A 17,327-nucleotide genomic window follows, 5' to 3' on the forward strand; every position below is an offset into this window, starting at 1 on the left:
CGGCGCTCGCAAAGGATAGAGCGGCTGATGGCCCAACGCATCGAAAGCCACGATCTTGTTTCCGGTGCCAAATTGCCACCTAAAAATGCCCTTGCCCAGCGCTTCAGCATGAGCCAATCGATCGTCCGCGAGGCGATTGCCATGCACCGCGTCGAGACGGTTCAGGGCAGCGGCGCTTTCGTTCGCCTGCCCGATACCGGTGGGCAGGAACTGGACGCGCTAACCCGATCGTCGGTGCAATCGCTGATCGACCTTATCGGCGTGCGACGCGTGGTCGAGAGCGAGATCGCCGCGATCGCAGCGGTGGAGAGGACGCGCGACTCCATGGCGGCGATCGATCGGGCGCTGGACCGGCTGCGCCGCGCGCAAACCGCCGGAGCGCCCGGCGTCGTCGAAGACCACGCATTTCATGCCAGCATCGCCGCGTGCAGCAATGATTACTGGCGGAAAGTCGTTCAGTTGCTCGCCCGGCCCATCGAAGTGGCGATCAGAGTTACACGGTCGAACGAAGCGCTCGGGGCGAGCTAGTCCGCGTGGTGGATGAAGAGCATGGCGCAATTCGCGATGCGATCGCCGCTGATGATCCCGAACATGCCCGCGCGGCAGCAGTTCGCCATATGGAGTGCTCCCGTCAGCGCATTCTAAGCGCCGGTCGGGCTTTCTGGAGTGCAGGCGGTGGCGGCATCTCCCCTACGTCAGATCGACTAAATCGGGGTTGGCCGCGACAAAGACAGCTTGAGCTGCCTCGATAAAATGGGGCTACGATCCCGAACTATCGTGAGAAGCCATCAGTAGTGATCCCCCACAGGCCAAGGCGGTGAGGAACACTGGTCCAGCGGTGCTAACTCCCGCATGTGGAACAGCAAGTTGATCACCCATTGGGAAGGCAAGACAGCAAAAGGTCAGATTGACCAGTCGGAGAATGGTCACGAATGTTGCTTTTGCTGAGAGGCAACAGCCGCTTCACGCAGTTGCATACGCTTCTTAATGACTGCAAATGGCGCAATGCCGACCGGCCGCGTTGACCCGCAGAATCGGCAGCTTCCGACCAGCTCAAGACATACAGCGTCGTTGATGTGAGCGGCGGCTCTTGCTGAAACCCGCCATTCGTGTCGCGCAAACCAGCCGGTCGGCTTTGTGCCCTAAGTCGGTCGTTCAGGGAAGCCGACAATAACTCTAAAAGCTGCCCTTCGACAATCTGGCTGTCTAGCGTCGGCTATCGGACTGAAATGGCCGGTTAGGCCCAGTCCCTTTGTTCGGCGTGCTCGTCTTCCCACTTCGCATGCGCGTCGTAACTCTCCGCGATCCGTTCGAGCACCGCACGGGTGCGCGGCCAGGTGAGCGCACACGCGAGCGCATCGGCGCGATAGCGCGCCGCAAGATCGCGCTCTTGCTCGCCACCATCGGTCGGCAGCCGGACCGTCACGCCCCGGCGGTTCGAGACGCCGACCGCAAGGCCATCTTCGAGGTCGCGGCTGCGGCACAACTCGATCACCTCGCGGATAGGCTCGGGCGGCCAAACCGCACCTGCTACAAGCGGCGGCGCCGACAGGATCTGTCCGATCCGCGAGTCACCGATATCGGCAAGATCCGCTTCGGCGCAGAGCTTACGCGCCACCTTAACCCACTGTTCGAGCTCGGCGCCGTCGATCGACCCGTCTTCGCACGTGCCGGGCACGAGCGACCAGTCCTCGAGAACGTGATAAGCCTGACTGGCGATCGTCCGTGCACGTTCGCGCGCACCGGCATCATCGGGTTCGAGTTCGATCTTGCCGAACACCGCATGAAGAAGCTCGACGAAGAAGGCAGGATTCGTCGCCAGCGCCTTGTGCAACGTCCGCGCCGGGCGCTCGGAGTGCTGAAGCGGGTGGAAATAGATCCATTCGAGCTTGAGGATCTCATCCTCGTCGACGGCATCGTCGGCATCGAGGCGCTCGAACGCCTTGCCGACATAATAGGTGAACATCGTCACGTCATGGCAGTCGTCCCCTGCGGCCTCTTCGTTGACCGTGGAGGGATGACGAAGCACGGCCAACAGGTCGGTCGCGTCCCCTTCGCGATCGGTCGGTCCGATCAGCATTTCGAGCGCCGAGCGGCCACGACCCTCGGCCAGGAGCTTTTCTACCGCGATATGCATCGCCGACCCTTCTGGCACGCGGAACGTACCGATCGCTCGCCAATAAGCGAAGTCGATCGCCGTTCCTGCCGCTGCCACGCGGTCCCAGGTGGCCGGCTCGACCGGCAACGCCATCATCAGCGGCACGATTTCGCCGGGCGGCCGGCCAGCCCGGACCGCGGCATCGAACCGGTCCCACAGCCACCCGACACCGCGCGCTTCGGCAAGCGCGAACGTCATCCGCAGCGCCATGTCGGTCGACCGTGTCTGGCCGCGCGCCAGCGCCGCATTGAGGATCGCGTCCTTGCGGTCCTCCGCAACATCGGCGGCGGCGACTATTCCCGCGCCCAGCGCGTCGGGCATCTGCAAGGTCAGCGCATAATCGACCAGCGCATCGACCGACAAGGAACCGACCAGCTCGGCAGCTGCGATGCGTTGTTCGTCAGCGAGCCGCTTGTTCGCCTCCTCCCACGACAGGTCGCGACGGAAATGGTGATTGCCACGCGTGAACAGCCAGGCATGGCGCGAAGCCGAATCGCTTGGTTCGAGCGAGGCGAACACGACCTTCAACGGCGCCAGCGCCGCCGCGTCCATCGCCCAAGCGGCCCCGGCGAACTGTTCGTGCTTGGCGATCAGGCCGCGCAGCTTCTCGCGAAAAGCGCCCACGCCGTCAGGGTCGAACGCCGGCGCGACGGCGGCGAGTTGGGCGGCCGCCGTCTCTCGCCATACGGGGCTGAAATTTGCCCAATGGTCAAGCAGCTCGCCCCAACGCACGGTGTCTTTCCCGACATGCGCGAGGACCCGTTCACCGATCGCGTCATAGGCCCGCGCAACGCCGAGCCGGGTGATGGGCTCGGCCGAATCGACCGTATAGTCCCGCCACCGGGGGCTCGCCGATGGCGTCGAGAAGCCGTGCATGCTCGGCGCGATCCCGAGTAGCAGCTCCCAACCCACACGATTGTAACGCTTCAGAACGAGATCGATCACCTGCAAGCGTTGCTCGGCGGTCGCATAGGTCTGGGGCACCCAGGGGAGGAATATTCGTTGCAGCGTCGGCTTCGGCCGATTCCCCACCCGTCCACCGGGATCACGATCGGCAAGCCGAGCCAGGATCAGGCTCACGGTCGCGAGATGGCCCGGACTCCAAGCGTGCAGTTCGAGCGACCAGAGCAGGTCGGAGAGATATTCCTGCGGATGGATGAATCCCTCGTCGCTGCGAAACAGCGCGGCCATCGGGCTCGGGTCACGGTCGAGCGCGGCATCGATGCTGTCGAAAAACGCCTGCGGCGCTGCCTCGGACAGCAAGCGGAAATTGTCCGACAACGACCACCACAAGCGGTCGTCGGCCTTTTTCAGCAAGGCGGACACATTCCGATGTGCCGCGAACGTCGCGGTCGATGCTGCGCTCGCACGCTCGGGAAACACGCCGAGCGCGACCATCGCTTCGCCGAGCCCGTGACGCAGATCGGGGGATGCGATCTTGGGGGGCTCGCGATCGATCTTCCAGCGATCCTCCGGTTTGGCGTCGAACGCCGGATCACGCTCGCCCATGACGGCAAGGAATGCCGCGCTCAGGCGATCGAGATGCGCATCGGTCAGGAAAGGTGCGAGTTGAAACCAAGCATCCCGCAACGAGGCGATGCGCCATGCGGTGCCGGAGCGACGCACGGGGCCGTCGAACGCCGCGGAATAGGGTGCCAGCGCGGCGACGAGCGCCTCATAGCTCAGCCCCGATAGGCGCTCGAGCACCTCGCGGTCGACGGGATAATCATCGCGCCAGCCCCCGGCGAGCATCGCCGCCAGCAAGGCCGGGTCGATCGGCGACGATGCCCAACCGGGGCGGCCGGCGGGGCTTGCGGCCATCAGACGCCGCAGGACCACAAGGCTGCGGCCGCTCTGTAGCGCTAGCCGGTGAGCTTCCTCACGCTCGAGGCCCATCGCCTCGAGCTCGCGCTCGACGTGATGCCGCCATGGCCGCGCGAGACGGATGACATCGTGGGGCGCACCGACATCGGATCCCAGCGCGAGCAGGACGTGATGACCATCGGCGACCAGCGCCGCCGCCAGACCGGGATCGCCCCCATCGAGGACCACCGCAAGCTTGGGCCCGAGCCCGACCAGTTGGCGGGCGACATCTTCGGATTGCGCGGCCAGGAGGCGGCTCGTCCAGTACACGCGGTAGGACTCCGGCAGCGCCGCGAGCGCGCCCGCGACGAATGCCATCGCTTCGCCCGATGCTTCCGCCTGCAGCGAAATCGCTGCTGGAGGACCGTAAAGCCAGGCAAGCACTTTCGTCGCCTGATCGTCGCGATCGACCACGATGAGATTGCTCGACAGCGGCGTGACGGTCGCCAGCGACCATTCACGCCAGATCGAGTCGAGCCCGCGCAAGCCATCGGGTCGGCGCTGAATGCGCACGGCGAGCCACTCGGCTATGCCGGGATAGAGCTCAAGCCAATGGACGAGCATGTCGCCGTCAATGACACGAACGTCGCGCCACACTCCCTCCTGCTTCTTTTCGGCGGCCCAGACATCCTTTTGCGGCCAGCGCTGCGGCGTTACGAAGATGAAACAGGATTGGGCCGGATCGATTTCCAGCGGATCGGTCGTCCGCTTGACATAGTCATCCTCGGCCTTTCCCGGCACGTTGCGCCGCTGAACGCCGATCTCCCACGCCGAGACGCCGGCGGGGACGTAGGTCGAGGCGGTGGGGGCGTCGCACGTGCCGTCCCAGCCCGGGTGCTGGATGCTGTCGTCCGAGGGGAACCGCAACGCCGCTGCCGGGCCGTGAGTCGCGAGCAACAGGCGGCTGATCAGTTCGGGCATCTTCGCCTGCCCGTCGCGCGTGCCCGCCCATTGCACGAGGTGTTGCGCCTCGATCCAGCGCATGGGCTTTCCGGGCTTCGGGATCGCGGGTGCGGGCATCTTCGCAGCAACGACCGCGCCACCGGGCAGGAAGATGATGCCCTGCGCTTCGATGGCATCCTTCATCGCCTGGGCGTTGTTGGCGACGGGCGTTCGCACGCCGCGTTCGAAATCGGCGACGGTGGACGTGGCGACGCTCGCGGCGCCTGCGAGGTCGGACTGCGACCATGCGAGTAACGCGCGCGCGGCGCGAATATGTTTGGGGGCGGGAAAGGCAGGGTCAGGCATCTATGTCATATTAAAGCACTGACCTCGGTTTTTCAATCCAATGCTATTCGAAGCTCTCCTCCTGTTGCCGGTCACGCGCGCGCTCGCTCTCGATCCATCGGTCGAAATCATTATCCATGTCCGCGACCCATTGGTGGACGTCGGCGCTGGGATGATTCTCGAGCGGCTTGATGCGCGCGCGGCGGCGAAGCAGCACGTTGGCAAGCGAGCCGCTCCAGCCGTGCGGATGCAGACGATCCCAGAAATTGCCGAGGAATGCGCGCTTATCGGATGCGCGGTCGAGCAAAGCGAGAAAGACCGGCGACAACTCCCCCGCATCCTCGTCATGCCCGCCGAGGAAAAGATTGAGGCCACCCCCGAGCAGCGGATAGCGCACGTCCGGATCATGATCGGCCCAAGCGGCGAGAATTTCGCTGTCCAGGCCAGCGATCGGGCCTTCAAGACCATAAGCGCGCTCGACCACGAAGCGGTTACGTCGCAGCGGCGTCGGCAGAAGGAATTCGTCGAGCGCGATGTCTGGGTGCACCTGAAACAGGCCCTTCAGCACATATTGAAGGTCCTGCGAGGAGATCCGCACCTTATCGAGTGCGCCGCGGATCGATCGGCATACGGTCCGCGCCGTATCGCGCCCCGCCTCGCCGGCGAGCGAGATGCGGATGACGCCCTTGAGGCCGTAGTCGCGCAGCATGCCTTGTTTGGTGAAGTCCGCTCGCGCGAGCAGCTCGCGTCCTTTGGCGACGAGCCGGGGATCGTGCTCGCGCTTTTCTTCGCGCTCCCGGTAGAAATACATGTGCAGGATATCCAGCGCGCGCTCGACGCCACCTTCCAGGCCGGCAATGTCGTCAAGCAGATCGGCGAGATCGCCCGCCGGGGCGGCGCCGATCAACCCATTGGCGATTGCGTGGAAGTTGATCGCCTCGACCGTCCCGAGACCAATGGCGCGGCGCAGACGCGCAAGCCCCGCCACATCGAGGTCGACGCGCGCCTGGAAATAGGGAAGATGGCGCGACAGATCGGGATCGGACACGACAGCGTCGAGCACCGGGCCGCAGAAATCCGGGTCGCGGATATTCGCCTGATAGAGAAAGCCGCCGAACACCGTCGTGTCGTGCTCGTTCGCCGCGATCGGCCTGACCAGCGCCACCAGCTCCTGCCATAGGGCCGCGAGATCCTCGGCCCCATCGGCGAGTCCCTGCCCGAACTCGGCAGCCCGCGGCGCGTTGTGCTCCGCCAGCACTTCGGGAACGAAAAAGCGCCGTGCCTGCGGCTCGGTGGCCATCGCCTTGCCGATGTCGCGGGCATAAGCGGCGGCCTTGTCCCAGCCGTGCATGGCGTCGCCGTCATCGGCCTCGCCATCGACGATATCGTGACCGCCGTTCATTCGGCTGAGGATGGCAGCGCGAGCCTGATCGACGAGATCGACCGGCTTCAGGCGATCGATCAGCTTTTCGAGCCGCTCGCGTACCTTCGCCGGCATGCCCTTGGAACCGTATTTGTGCGCTGCGCGCAAGCCGAGCCAACCTTCGATCCAGGGACCGGTTTTAAGCAATTCCGTCGCGGCCGCCTCGATCGCATCGTGACACGCCCCATGATGCCACAGGTCACGAAGCTCGCGCCCGAGGATGCCGCGCGCTTCGGGCATGACCGGGGCAAGCTCGACGGCAAGCTCGATCGCTGCGTCGTGCCAGTCCCAGACATCTCTGTAGATCGCCGGGTGCCATCCCCAGTCCCGCGGCCGTGCACCGAAATCGAACGTGCTGGTCGACGTGAAACGCGAGGCCTCTAGGAGCGCACCCAAGGCGATTGCCCCGCAGCGGCGAAGCGCGGCATCGCCGGACCTGGCAAGCCGCGAGGCGATGTCGCGGCGCTGCGCGGGGGTTGCACGTGTGCCCGACAGATAGAGATGGAAAAGCTCGGTGAAGGCCGATTCGGCGGTGTTGTAGTTCTGGGCCTGCTCCTCACCCGCGAGGAAGCACGCGAGCATCATCGCGGCGGATTCGAACATGTCGGGTTCGTAGGCGAGCGCCTTGACCAGGCCGATCCACTGGCCGCGCTGCGGCATGTCGGACGCCACGATCGCCGCCCCGTTCGGGCCGTCGAGTTCCGCTTCGAGCTTGGCGAGGACGATTTCGGGCGCGACCGGCGCGACATTGGCGAGGATGTCCATCGCCTGCTGCCCGACCGCGAGAAGGTCCCCGAGCGGACCGTCTGGCTTGAGCCAGCGAGCGACCGCCGCCTTGGCTTCGGCACTGTCATGCAGATATCCGAGCCGGCGCGACAGCGACTTTAGCATCCGCGGCGACAGCGCCGCGCAAAAGGCATCGAAATCCGACGGCGGGATGCGCTCCAGCGCATAGGCCGCCAATGGATTGGCGATGGCATGGGGCAGGATCGCGCGCCAGCGTCCACGCGACTGGACGATCCCGCGCCGCCGGAGCTCTGCGGTCGCGGCGAAGAGTTTGGCTGGGGTTGTACTCGACAGGCGCGCTAGCGCCGAAAGCTCGCCGTCCGGCGTCGTGTCTTCGCCGTCATAAGAGTAGAGAAGCGCCAGATCCTCGGCCGCCTCGAGCAGCCCGGCGTTGGGCGTGTTGCGCTGGTCGAAGATGCGCGCGAACAGGTCGCGGTTCTTGAGCTGGCCGAGCGACTCGCCCTTGCCCAGGGTCTCGGCGAGCGCACGTGCGACACGGAAGTTCCCGTCGCTGAACTCTGCGATCCGTTCTCGATCGACTTGCGACACGCCGGGAAATGTCGGCTTCAGCCAGCTCGCCACCAGTTCGGGCGAAGTCGGTTCAAGACGAAAGACTTCGGTCCGCTCGGGCTCGTCGTCGCGCACATCATATTCGACCGTGATCAGGCTGACCGGGCTGCCGCTGGCCGAACAGATCCTCGCGAGCTCGGCATGCGTCGCGGGATTGCAATTGTCGACGATCAGGATCGCTCGCCTGGCGTCGGCAACGAGCGCCCGCGCCATGTCGCGCGCGGTCGGATCGGTCTCTTCCGAGTAATCCGTATAGACAGCCAGACCGGGATCGAGCGGCGCCTCGCCGACCGAACTCTCGAACAAGGCCTGGACGAGACGGGTCTTGCCCAGCCCCGACAGTCCGATCAGCCGTAGGCACTGGCCCGGCTCGCGAAGCGCCCCGCGCAGACGTGCGATGCCTTCGGCCATCGGCAGTTTTTCGCGCTCCTTCGAGCGCTCGTCGATCAGGCAGGTCTTGTCGCCCATGAAGTAGGCGGTCTCTTCGACGACGCCGGTATCGGTCCAGTCACCGATGCTGCGCCAACCGGCGAGCGGCTGGCCGACGCGGTCACGCAGCCAAGCGACGACGCCAGGATGTTCATTGACCCAGGTCGCGAGCCGCACGCGATCATAGAAATCGAGATGGAGCGCATCGGCATTCTCTGCTTCCGCGACCGCGGCGCGCATCGCCTGCTTGCGCGCCGTCAGCGCCCCATCCGCGACCGATCCCTTGGCGCTGACGATGACGTATGCGCCGCCAGCCTTGGCGAGCTCGGCGATGACCGGACGTAGCGCGCCCTTGGGCCGCATCTCCTTAGCGATCGCGGCCGGCCCCATATCCGGCTTCTTGACTTGAAAGCCCGTCTGACGGCGCGGCACGAAGTCAACGACTTGAGGCTCGACCGGCACGTCCACCCGTACGTCGACGCCGCCATCTGGCGCATCCTGGTCACCACCAGCCGTCACCGCCGATATCGGGCAACCCTGACCGCGCAGTTCGGCGATCGCCAACCGCGCGACAAGTGTCCGCAAGTCGGCGTCGGTCAGCATTCCGATGTGACATTCAGCTATTTCGAACATTGACACGACCCCGAAGACGCGATGGCTACAGATATAGTTTACTGGAGGCCAGAGAGAAGCGAGACGCTCGAAATTGCATAGTCTTCGCGCGGGTGACTCGTGTGCTTGCGAGCTGGTAGACGTTTGGAGCTAGTGGCCAGATTAGCGCGGCGCCACCCATTAGCTGTCAGTCCGCAATCCGCCCCGCTTCAGTCGTAACGCCACGCCGCGCGGACAAGCGCTTAACGTCAGCTTCCGACAAGAGCTGACGCTCAACCTGCGGGATCGGAACGACGGGTTTGTCCCAAGTCGAGCCGATCAGCGGCTGTTATGCAGCCTGAATACAAGCCGTGAAATCACCGGCCTTGCGACGCACTGCTGACTCTCGGGACCAACCGGCGCGGTCATCAGCTAAGCCCCGCCGTTCAAGCAAAGAAACACTTAGTTGTGTAAGAACACCATTCGGCTGATCTCGAATGGTCGAAGGGGTTGGATCAAATTCAGCGCTTCATTAAAGCCTAACTGAACCAGCCCCCGGTCACTGTCGCAGGACCAGAACACATTTCGGTACTCGCGATGCTGCACCTGAATCTTCAGCCGGTTCTTGTCGCTATGCAGACGACCATCTTCGCCATCGTCCTTGATCTCCACCAAGGCGATACCATCGCGGCTTGTCCTGCCCTTTATGCCAACGGCGAAGTCGGGAAAGAATCGCGCGCCGGTTGGCAACATCATGCGCGTCGCCCAAAGTTCGTTCTCGGGATTGCGCAGCCACCACTGCACTGTGCCAGATGTATCGGCATCCAGCATTTCGGCAAAGGCACGCTCAGGCTTGTTCATCCTGCTGGGGAACACGCCATGCGCTCCTTTCCGCGCAACGGTCAGGTCGGCGTAATCGAAGATCGTGTCGGGAATAGGGATCGTGTCGTCCAACCGTGCACGCTTGCCCTGTTCGATCTTGATCGCAGCCATCAGCGCATCTGGCTCACGCATGACGGCAAGCTGGATCGTGCGACGTAAATCCTGATCGGTGAACGAATAGCCACCGTCCTCGGCGCGGGTGCGCAGCGCAGCGATCAACGCCCGTTCAAGGTGACGTGGATCGATGGAATCGTTCAATTGGAAAGCCGCCTGGGCGCGTTCTGCAACGCGCGCGTTCGATATTTTAAGGCTGAGTGATACTTCCCGTTCTTCGCCGTCGATGAACAGGTCGCGCAGGCTCATCGAAGCGCGGCTCAGGGTCTGGCCCAGCTTGCCGACCAGGGCCGATTGGTCGCAGAATGCATTGGCAACATCGCGAAGGAAAACCGGGTCGCTCAGTTGGCGATAATCCAGCGGGTGTTCTTGCCACAGCGCTGCGGGCAATCCTAGATCGCGGTTCAGCCGATAGGCGGTCTGCTTTGTCGGCTTGGGTGGTGCACTGGGTCCGGCATGTTCGGGCAGGTTGCCGAACAAAGGGGTCTGGCTGGCCAGCCGCGCCGTCTCTCCGGCAACGATGGCGCGGTCCACCACGTCCGGCGTCATATCCCGGACGTGTGCATCGACCACCCCTTCGTCGATCAACACGTCCAGTCGGCTCTGCCGCTCAGCGTCATCAACGGGCGGCGGCGGAACATAGGCTGTCAACCGGTGCGCATCGGACAGCAGCAAGGGCTGCGCGGGCGGGGCCGCGCCATATTCCACCACGTCGAGCTGATCGGACAGCACAATCAGACTTTGGCGAACAGCCTTCAACTCATCGACTGCGGAACTCAGCCCGGCCTGCATATCTGGGTCGCTCAGGAAGACATAGCCCTTGTCCAGCACGGCGTCTTGCCCATGCAGCGGGCGCACGAGCGGGTGCACGCGCATGATGCGCCCCACAATCTGCAAGCCGAAGCCGGTACCGCGGTTGGGCCGGACAGAAACCAGCGTCCATGCGCGCGGCGCATCGAAGCCGGTGGCGACCGCAACCTTGAAAATCAGGATCTGCTTGGAATGGTCATAGGCCATCATGTGGAAATCAGCGTCCGGCTGGCCCGACGTGTGCACGGCGATCAGGTCTTCCCGCACACCCTGAATTTCCAGCAGCTTGGCCTTCACGCGGGCCACCGGGTCTTCTCCACCGACGGCCTGATCTTCCACCTGCACCAGCATCAGAGGGACGACGCCAATGTCCTTCTCTTCCAGACGTGTGCAAATTTGTCGGTGCTGGGTCCAGCCAGCGATCAGCGTGGCCTGTTCGAAATCGATCAGTGCCTCGTCGCCCGGGTTCATCCGCAGATAGCCAAGCATCAGGCCCCATTTGTTGAGGCCCGCCCGGACAACGCGGTCGCGGTCGATCACCACTCGGCTTTGGACCTCCACGCCCGCAGCCTTTTCGAAGGCCACCAGCTTTTCGTCATTTGGGGTGGCCGTGGCCAGCAGCGTGAAATCTGGCTGCAACACGTTGAGATAGAACGAAGCCGCCGCCCCGGCGGATACGCCGAAGTTGAGGTGCGCTTCGTCGATCACCACGCCAATGGCCACGCCTTCGGCGCGAAGCGTTGCCAGCATGTCATCCAGCGAAAGTGAATCTTCGCGCGTCCGGCGAACGCGCTTGGCGTCCTTGTTGTTGGCGGCAACCGCGCCCCATGTTTGGACGAACACGTCGCCGTCTCGCACGCCTTTCGCCGAACGATCAGCAGCCAGATCGCGCAGGCGGATTCCGGGACATTGTTCGGCAAGGCTGTCGAGGGTTTGGGTGACAAGCCCGGAATAAGGGGCGAACCAGAACCACACGCATTTCATCGGCAGCTTGCCGATCATGCCTTCGATGGTGCGGCCAAGCATCAGCGTCTTGCCTGATCCGGTGGGGGCTTGCAGCAGCATTGCGCCGCTTTTCAGGGCGATCTCGCGGCGATGCCCTGGGCGCGTATCAATATGGTCTGCCACCCGGCTGATCGTTGCGCCAAGGGCATTGACGGCTTCGTCCTGAAAATCCGCCAGACTGTGCAGGGCTCCCGAGCCGGTCACTGCTGGAACCTTTTCACCAGCGTTTCGCGAACCGGGCGAATTTCGAAGTCGACCGGCCCCAGCGCGGTCTTTAATTGGCCCGGCGTCCAGCTATAGACAAAGGCGTTGGCGCGGGCGGCGGCAAGGGCATGCAACCGGGCAATCAGGGCGTCGTCGGTGCGGTCTGCCAGTATCAGCGTCACGTTGTCGTCCGTATGCTCGTTCCATGTGCGGCTGGCGTCATAGCGGCTGAGTGGTAGACCATGCATGGCTTCCAGCGCGGTCCAAGCGTCTGCCGGGTCCAGTTCGGCATTCAGTGCATCGAAATCGATCTCCCGCGTCCGCAGATAGGCAAAATCGGCGGACAAGTCGACATATTTGCCGCTGCCCGCCGCGTTCAGCCGCCGGATGCGTTCGGCGGTCACATCGCGGCACAGGTTTTTGTCCGGCTCGCTGGCGGTCGCTTCGGTGGACGATACCATGATGAAACGGCGCCCGCCCGCATCGCTGGCGTTCACTTCCATGACAGCCTGCGCCGTGGTGGCAGACCCGGCGAAGAAATCCAACACGAGGTCGCTTTCACTGGTCGATTGGCGCACCAGTTCGCGGATCAGTGAAACAGGCTTGGCATAGTTGAACGCCTTTCCCCCAAACACGTCCTTGATGGCTTTGGCCGCTTCAATGTTGGTCCCCGCAATGATCTCGTTGCCCTCAGGGTCCGGGATGGTATCCTGTTCAAAGTTCGGAGTTATCCAACTAGCGCGTAGACTCATTACGCGTTGCACCAGAGGCGAACGCAGATGAGCTTGATGGCGGCGAGGAAGTTGGCCGGGTCTTTGTCGTAGCGGGTCGCGATGCCGCGGTACTGTTTGATGCGATTGAAGAAGCGCTCGACGAGGTTTCGCTGTTTGTAGAGCCATGGCGAGAAAGCGAAGCGTTGCGTGCGGTTGGATCGATTGGGAATGTTGGCCCAAACGTTCCTGGCGGCAGCGGCCTCACGGATGGCATTGCTGTCATATCCCTTGTCGCCCAGCAGGGTTGCGCCTTCGGGGATGGCCTCGATCAGCGCCTCGGCTTCACAGGCGTCGTGGACCTGCCCGCCTGTCAGTCTCAGGCTGACAGGGCGTCCGTCAGCATCGACAAGAGCATGGAGTTTGCTGGTAAGGCCGCCCCGGGAACGTCCCATGCCACGATCGCAGCCTCCCCCTTTTTGCCCGTCGCACCATTCTGGTGGACGCGCATGCAGGTGGAATCGATCATCACCAGTTCGCCATTATATCCGGCAGAAACCGCTGCCAGCAGCCGGTCCCACACCCCGGCTTTGCGCCAGCGGACGAACCGATTGTAGCAGGTTGTCGAAGGCCCATAGCGCTCGGGCACTTCGGCCCACGTCGCTCCCGAGCGAAAGCGCCACATGATCCCGTTGATAACTCGACGGTCATCCACCCGGGCCACGCCGCGCGACTTGTTGGGAAGCAAGGGCTCGATAATCGCCCATTCCCGATCTGTCAGTTCATACCGCCGCCGTGCCATCAAACCCTCCAAATCTGGAGGCCCCTGAATCATGCAAATGGCCAATCCTCAAGCCATTTTATGAGTTTACGACCTAGACAAGGGTTGAGTAGGCGTTTTCAACTCCCGCTTGTAACGTTTGAGTGACGGCGTGCCGAATCCAACCTTTTTCCCAACCCAGAAGTTCAGGTCCGGCAAATCGGGGCGCAAGAATGGAGCATTGCCGCTGCCGGGAACATCCTTTGCGGCGATTGCCTCGTCCAGCTCCTCTCGTGTGTTCCACACCTTTACCCGATGATCCGTCGGAAAGTAGATATAACCATCGGCAATGAAATCCTCCATGAACCGGGTCTTTATCTTCGACTTAGGGCCATATCTGGACGCATATCTCCAGACCGAATCAGGATTACATGGGAACCAAACTTCTGAATCTGGATCGCAAAGCGGGTAATAGGAATTACTGCGTTCGGACATATTTTTCGGCTGAGTTAGGTCGCCGCCCGTGCGAAACCAATCAGACTTTTTTTCATCCCAATGACGGTAAAGCTCGAAAGACTTCTCAGTCCCGCCAAACCGAAATTCCGATTTCCCATAAACCAATATGTGTTCGTGATTGTCGGAGAGAAAAGCGCCCTTGGTATCGTTCCCGCCCACGCGAGTCCGCCAAACAAAGGTGCCCAGCCGCATGCCCGGCAAGGCTTCATCCATCAGCAGTTCCAGCTTGGCGCGGTTGTCGTCGTTGATTGAAACCAGGATCACGCCATCATTGGCCAGCAGATCACGCGCCAGCGTCAGGCGGCTATAAAGAAATTCAAGCCAGGTGGAGTGGCGATAGCGGTCATTCGGGTCGATATAGTGATCGTTATAGACCCAATCCTTGTTGCCGGTGTTGTAGGGCGGATCGATGTAGATGCACTTCACCCGGTTCGCATAGGTCATGCGCAGCCAGCGCAGCGCGTCAAAATTGTCCCCCTCGATCACCAAATTGCGCCATGGCTCGGCCCCGTCGGAGAGCGTTGGATCGATGGTGCAGGCGATAAAATTGGCATCGATGGCCGCATCCGCTTCGACCTCATCGCGTTCCCACACCAACCCCAGCTTCTTTTCAGCGTCCTTCTTGCGCAGCAGGCTTATCAGTTGGGCTTTAGAAAGCGTTTCGTAATGATCGGTCAACTGACCTTACCCCCATGACAATATGGGCTGAACGTCTAGCGGCGATGGCCCCCGCCCGGCAAGGTGCCAATGTCTGGTGCGACCGACCGTATTCCCGCGCTCTCCGCATGCGGAGCTATCTCAAGTCGCCGATTTGTAGTTCGAAAGCCGTGTTTCCTCATTAATCGTTATCATTCATATTTCATGGCCTCGCGGTCTCCCGATAAATCCTTTTCATCCAGATGTGGCGAAATTCGCTCTGTTCGGCGGGGAGCGCTAGATGAACACCATTTTAGGCATTCAACAGCATCGTTGCCGATCATCGTTGGTTTTCCGGGATTCCTAAGTTGTCCTCGATCAGATTGGCCCGCTAATTTGATGGACCAGAACAAAAATTTTTTTCAACTAAGCTGCGAATTCAATGAAATCAATGTATTAATTCCATTCATCGATTGACTCGCTCTTAAAATTTGTTTTTCGGGAAGGGTGGAAGAAAGCGCCCAAATAAATAGGCTTCATCGTCCAAGTGATGACTGGCGCTCCATTTAAAAAGGCATTTTTATTTATCGGGACGATGGAAAAGCCCGTTTCCACCACTGTTGCGTGGAACACAGCTAAAAATACAGGCGCAATACCGCTAACGTGTGGCTAAGCACACCCGTTAGCTTTTAGGCGCAATACCGCTAAGGTTACGCGTTTCGTAACCTTAGCTTTGCCATCGCAGCTCGCGTCACGCGGCGATGGCAAATGCGGCTGCTGATTCACCAGCAGCCGTCGCCGACTTCTCGGCTCAGGGCGGTTCGTGCAACGAACCTTGGGTTGCGCCATTCCTTCGGTCGGCGCTCAATCCGCTGAAGTGAAGCGGCACGACTTTCGTGCCTGTAGCAGAGGTCGCCTGTCTTCGCCAGTCAACCTCAACACCCATTGCCATGCAGCATGCATGGAAAATCGCACCGATGGCGCTTCCTGTGATCGAGTTGATGAAGAGGAAAAGGTTTCTCTTCGGCTCGGTCGATACGAACAGGAGATATCGACCATGACAAAAATGAATGTTGCAGGCGGCAGTGCTGCTGGACCTGAACCTTCGCCACCAGGCGGGGACTGGGACATCAGGATCCTGCGCCGGGTCGGAAGGCTTGAGGATCTTTCTTTGGCCAAGGATCCGGTCGAACCGATCCGTCAGGTGGCGGTGGTGGACGTTGAGACCACCGGTATTGATCCGCTGCTCCACCAGGTCATCGACATCGCCTATGTCGTGCTGGCGGTCGATGCCCGCGGTGAGATTGTCGAAATAGTGCGTAAGGGCCAGTCGCTCTGCGACCCTGGCATGCCGATCCCGCCCCGCATCACCATGCTAACAGGCCTTACCGACGAGCATGTCAAAGGCACAGCGATCGATCTGGATGCGCTCCAGCAGATTTTTGCGACCGTAGACGTGTTCATTGCCCAAAATTGTGCGTTTGACGCGGGCTTCCTGCGGCAGCTTCTGCCTTCTACCAAGGACGCCGCCTGGGCGTGCAGCTTGCGCGACTTTGATTGGCTCAAGGATGCCGGCCTGGACGGCCGGGCCTTGGGCCATCTGCTGATGCAGATCGGCTTCTTCAACGACGGGCACCGCGCGCTCAACGATGTGATCAGCCTCATCCATCTGCTGGCCTGGCGTCTGCCAAGTGATCAGACTGTGATGGGCGCGTTACTGGCCAACGCCGAACGGGAGACCGTGCGGCTGGAGGCGACCGGCGCAGGCTTCGGCAAGCGATCCTTGCTGAAGGCGCGCGGCTATCGCTGGGATGTTGTCGCCAAGGTCTGGTGGATCGAGGTGACCTATGGCGATCTGGACGAAGAGCGCCACTGGCTGCAGCGTGAGATCACGCCCTTTGGCCCCTATCCACGCATCCGCCCCATTACATGGCATCAGCGTCACCGCTGAATGCTGAGGAGCGTGCGGCCTCCGCGGCACGCTCAATCCCCAACAGATGAAAAGAAGAATGAGCCCCACGGCAGAGTGGAAAAATGGCTCCAGCCCCAGACTGAACCTTCAAAGGAAATGAAATGACTATCACCAACGTTACATTGCAGAACCATATGCTCTCGATCCGGGCGGAGATGGGCTACCCCCTCACTGCTCCGGCTTGCCACACCCTGTCATGGTCGTCGGGAGGGGCTGTAGATATCCAGGTCGGCATGGACCTCGCCCGGCTTGCCCAGATCAGGAGCCGCGACGTGATCTACGGTGCCTGGCATGCGCTCGAGCATGAGCGGCCGAGCGAGTATGTGCTGGCTCTGCGGCAGCCCCACATTGTCGACATCATCCGCAATTGCAGCTTCTATGCCGCCAGCGAGACAGCTCCGCTCATCCTGATGTGCGAGGCGCGGGACGAGCATTATGTGCTGAACGACCGGCTTTTTCTTGAACGCCGGTCAGGGATGCCGGGACGCCGACTGGAACTTGGCAAGCGCCGTGCGGAGGAGCGGATCATCCACTGCCCGCATGCCCGTCTCGATGAGATGCTCGACGGCGGCGGCATCATGCCGCGCGGTGGCGAGTATATGCCCACCTATGCCGAACCGTCCGAGACGGTGGTGATCCAGTTCAGCTGACCTTCGGGCCGACGGCCCTGC

At 62.1% G+C, this 17,327-nt stretch carries 9 protein-coding genes; 3 read left to right on the forward strand and 6 right to left on the reverse strand.

Translation table 11 applies throughout. The features are described from left to right. The first annotated feature begins 27 nt into the window (after positions 1 to 27). Positions 28 to 528 carry a FadR/GntR family transcriptional regulator gene (locus ACZ5U1_RS12965; RefSeq protein ID WP_464778750.1) on the forward strand — a complete coding sequence of 167 codons (501 nt, stop codon included), beginning with the start codon at positions 28 to 30 and terminating at the stop codon, positions 526 to 528. 709 nt (positions 529 to 1,237) lie between these two features. Here the strand turns inward: ACZ5U1_RS12965 and ACZ5U1_RS12970 are convergent. The 6 genes from ACZ5U1_RS12970 to ACZ5U1_RS12995 all read right to left on the reverse strand — a co-directional run bounded on the left by ACZ5U1_RS12970 (position 1,238) and on the right by ACZ5U1_RS12995 (position 14,726). After that, positions 1,238 to 5,269 (reverse strand): helix-turn-helix domain-containing protein, encoded by a 4,032-nt coding sequence (locus ACZ5U1_RS12970; protein ID WP_464778751.1) that lies wholly within the window; start codon positions 5,267 to 5,269, stop codon positions 1,238 to 1,240. Between the two features lie 43 nt (positions 5,270 to 5,312). Beyond that, complete coding sequence (locus tag ACZ5U1_RS12975) at positions 5,313 to 9,089, reverse strand: hypothetical protein (RefSeq protein ID WP_464778752.1); 3,777 nt, start codon at positions 9,087 to 9,089, stop codon at positions 5,313 to 5,315. Positions 9,090 to 9,509: 420 nt separating this feature from the next. Further along, positions 9,510 to 12,062, reverse strand: coding sequence for a DEAD/DEAH box helicase (locus ACZ5U1_RS12980; RefSeq protein WP_464778753.1), 2,553 nt, complete (start codon positions 12,060 to 12,062; stop codon positions 9,510 to 9,512). Beyond that, positions 12,059 to 12,814 carry a DNA methyltransferase gene (locus ACZ5U1_RS12985; RefSeq protein ID WP_464778754.1) on the reverse strand — a complete coding sequence of 252 codons (756 nt, stop codon included), beginning with the start codon at positions 12,812 to 12,814 and terminating at the stop codon, positions 12,059 to 12,061. The genes ACZ5U1_RS12980 and ACZ5U1_RS12985 overlap by 4 nt, the downstream gene beginning before the upstream one ends. After that, a protein-coding gene (locus ACZ5U1_RS12990) for an IS5 family transposase (protein WP_464778755.1) occupies positions 12,814 to 13,574 on the reverse strand; the annotation gives its coding sequence in 2 pieces (ribosomal slippage) (positions 12,814 to 13,238 and positions 13,238 to 13,574; 762 coding nt in all). Before ACZ5U1_RS12990 ends, ACZ5U1_RS12985 begins: the two co-directional genes overlap by 1 nt. Positions 13,575 to 13,640: 66 nt before the next feature. Continuing rightward, entirely contained in the window at positions 13,641 to 14,726 is a 1,086-nt protein-coding gene (locus ACZ5U1_RS12995; RefSeq protein ID WP_464778756.1) for a site-specific DNA-methyltransferase, read from the reverse strand. 1,129 nt (positions 14,727 to 15,855) lie between these two features. On the opposite strand from ACZ5U1_RS12995, the gene ACZ5U1_RS13000 reads away from it, so the two are divergent. Further along, the gene (locus tag ACZ5U1_RS13000) at positions 15,856 to 16,635 is read left to right on the forward strand and encodes a 3'-5' exonuclease (RefSeq protein WP_464778757.1); all 780 of its coding nucleotides are present in this window, start codon (positions 15,856 to 15,858) and stop codon (positions 16,633 to 16,635) included. 122 nt (positions 16,636 to 16,757) lie between these two features. After that, complete coding sequence (locus ACZ5U1_RS13005) at positions 16,758 to 17,306, forward strand: hypothetical protein (protein WP_464778758.1); 549 nt, start codon at positions 16,758 to 16,760, stop codon at positions 17,304 to 17,306. Positions 17,307 to 17,327 lie beyond the last annotated feature (21 nt).

The sequence above is a fragment of the Sphingobium sp. TomTYG72 genome (genome assembly GCF_055394715.1).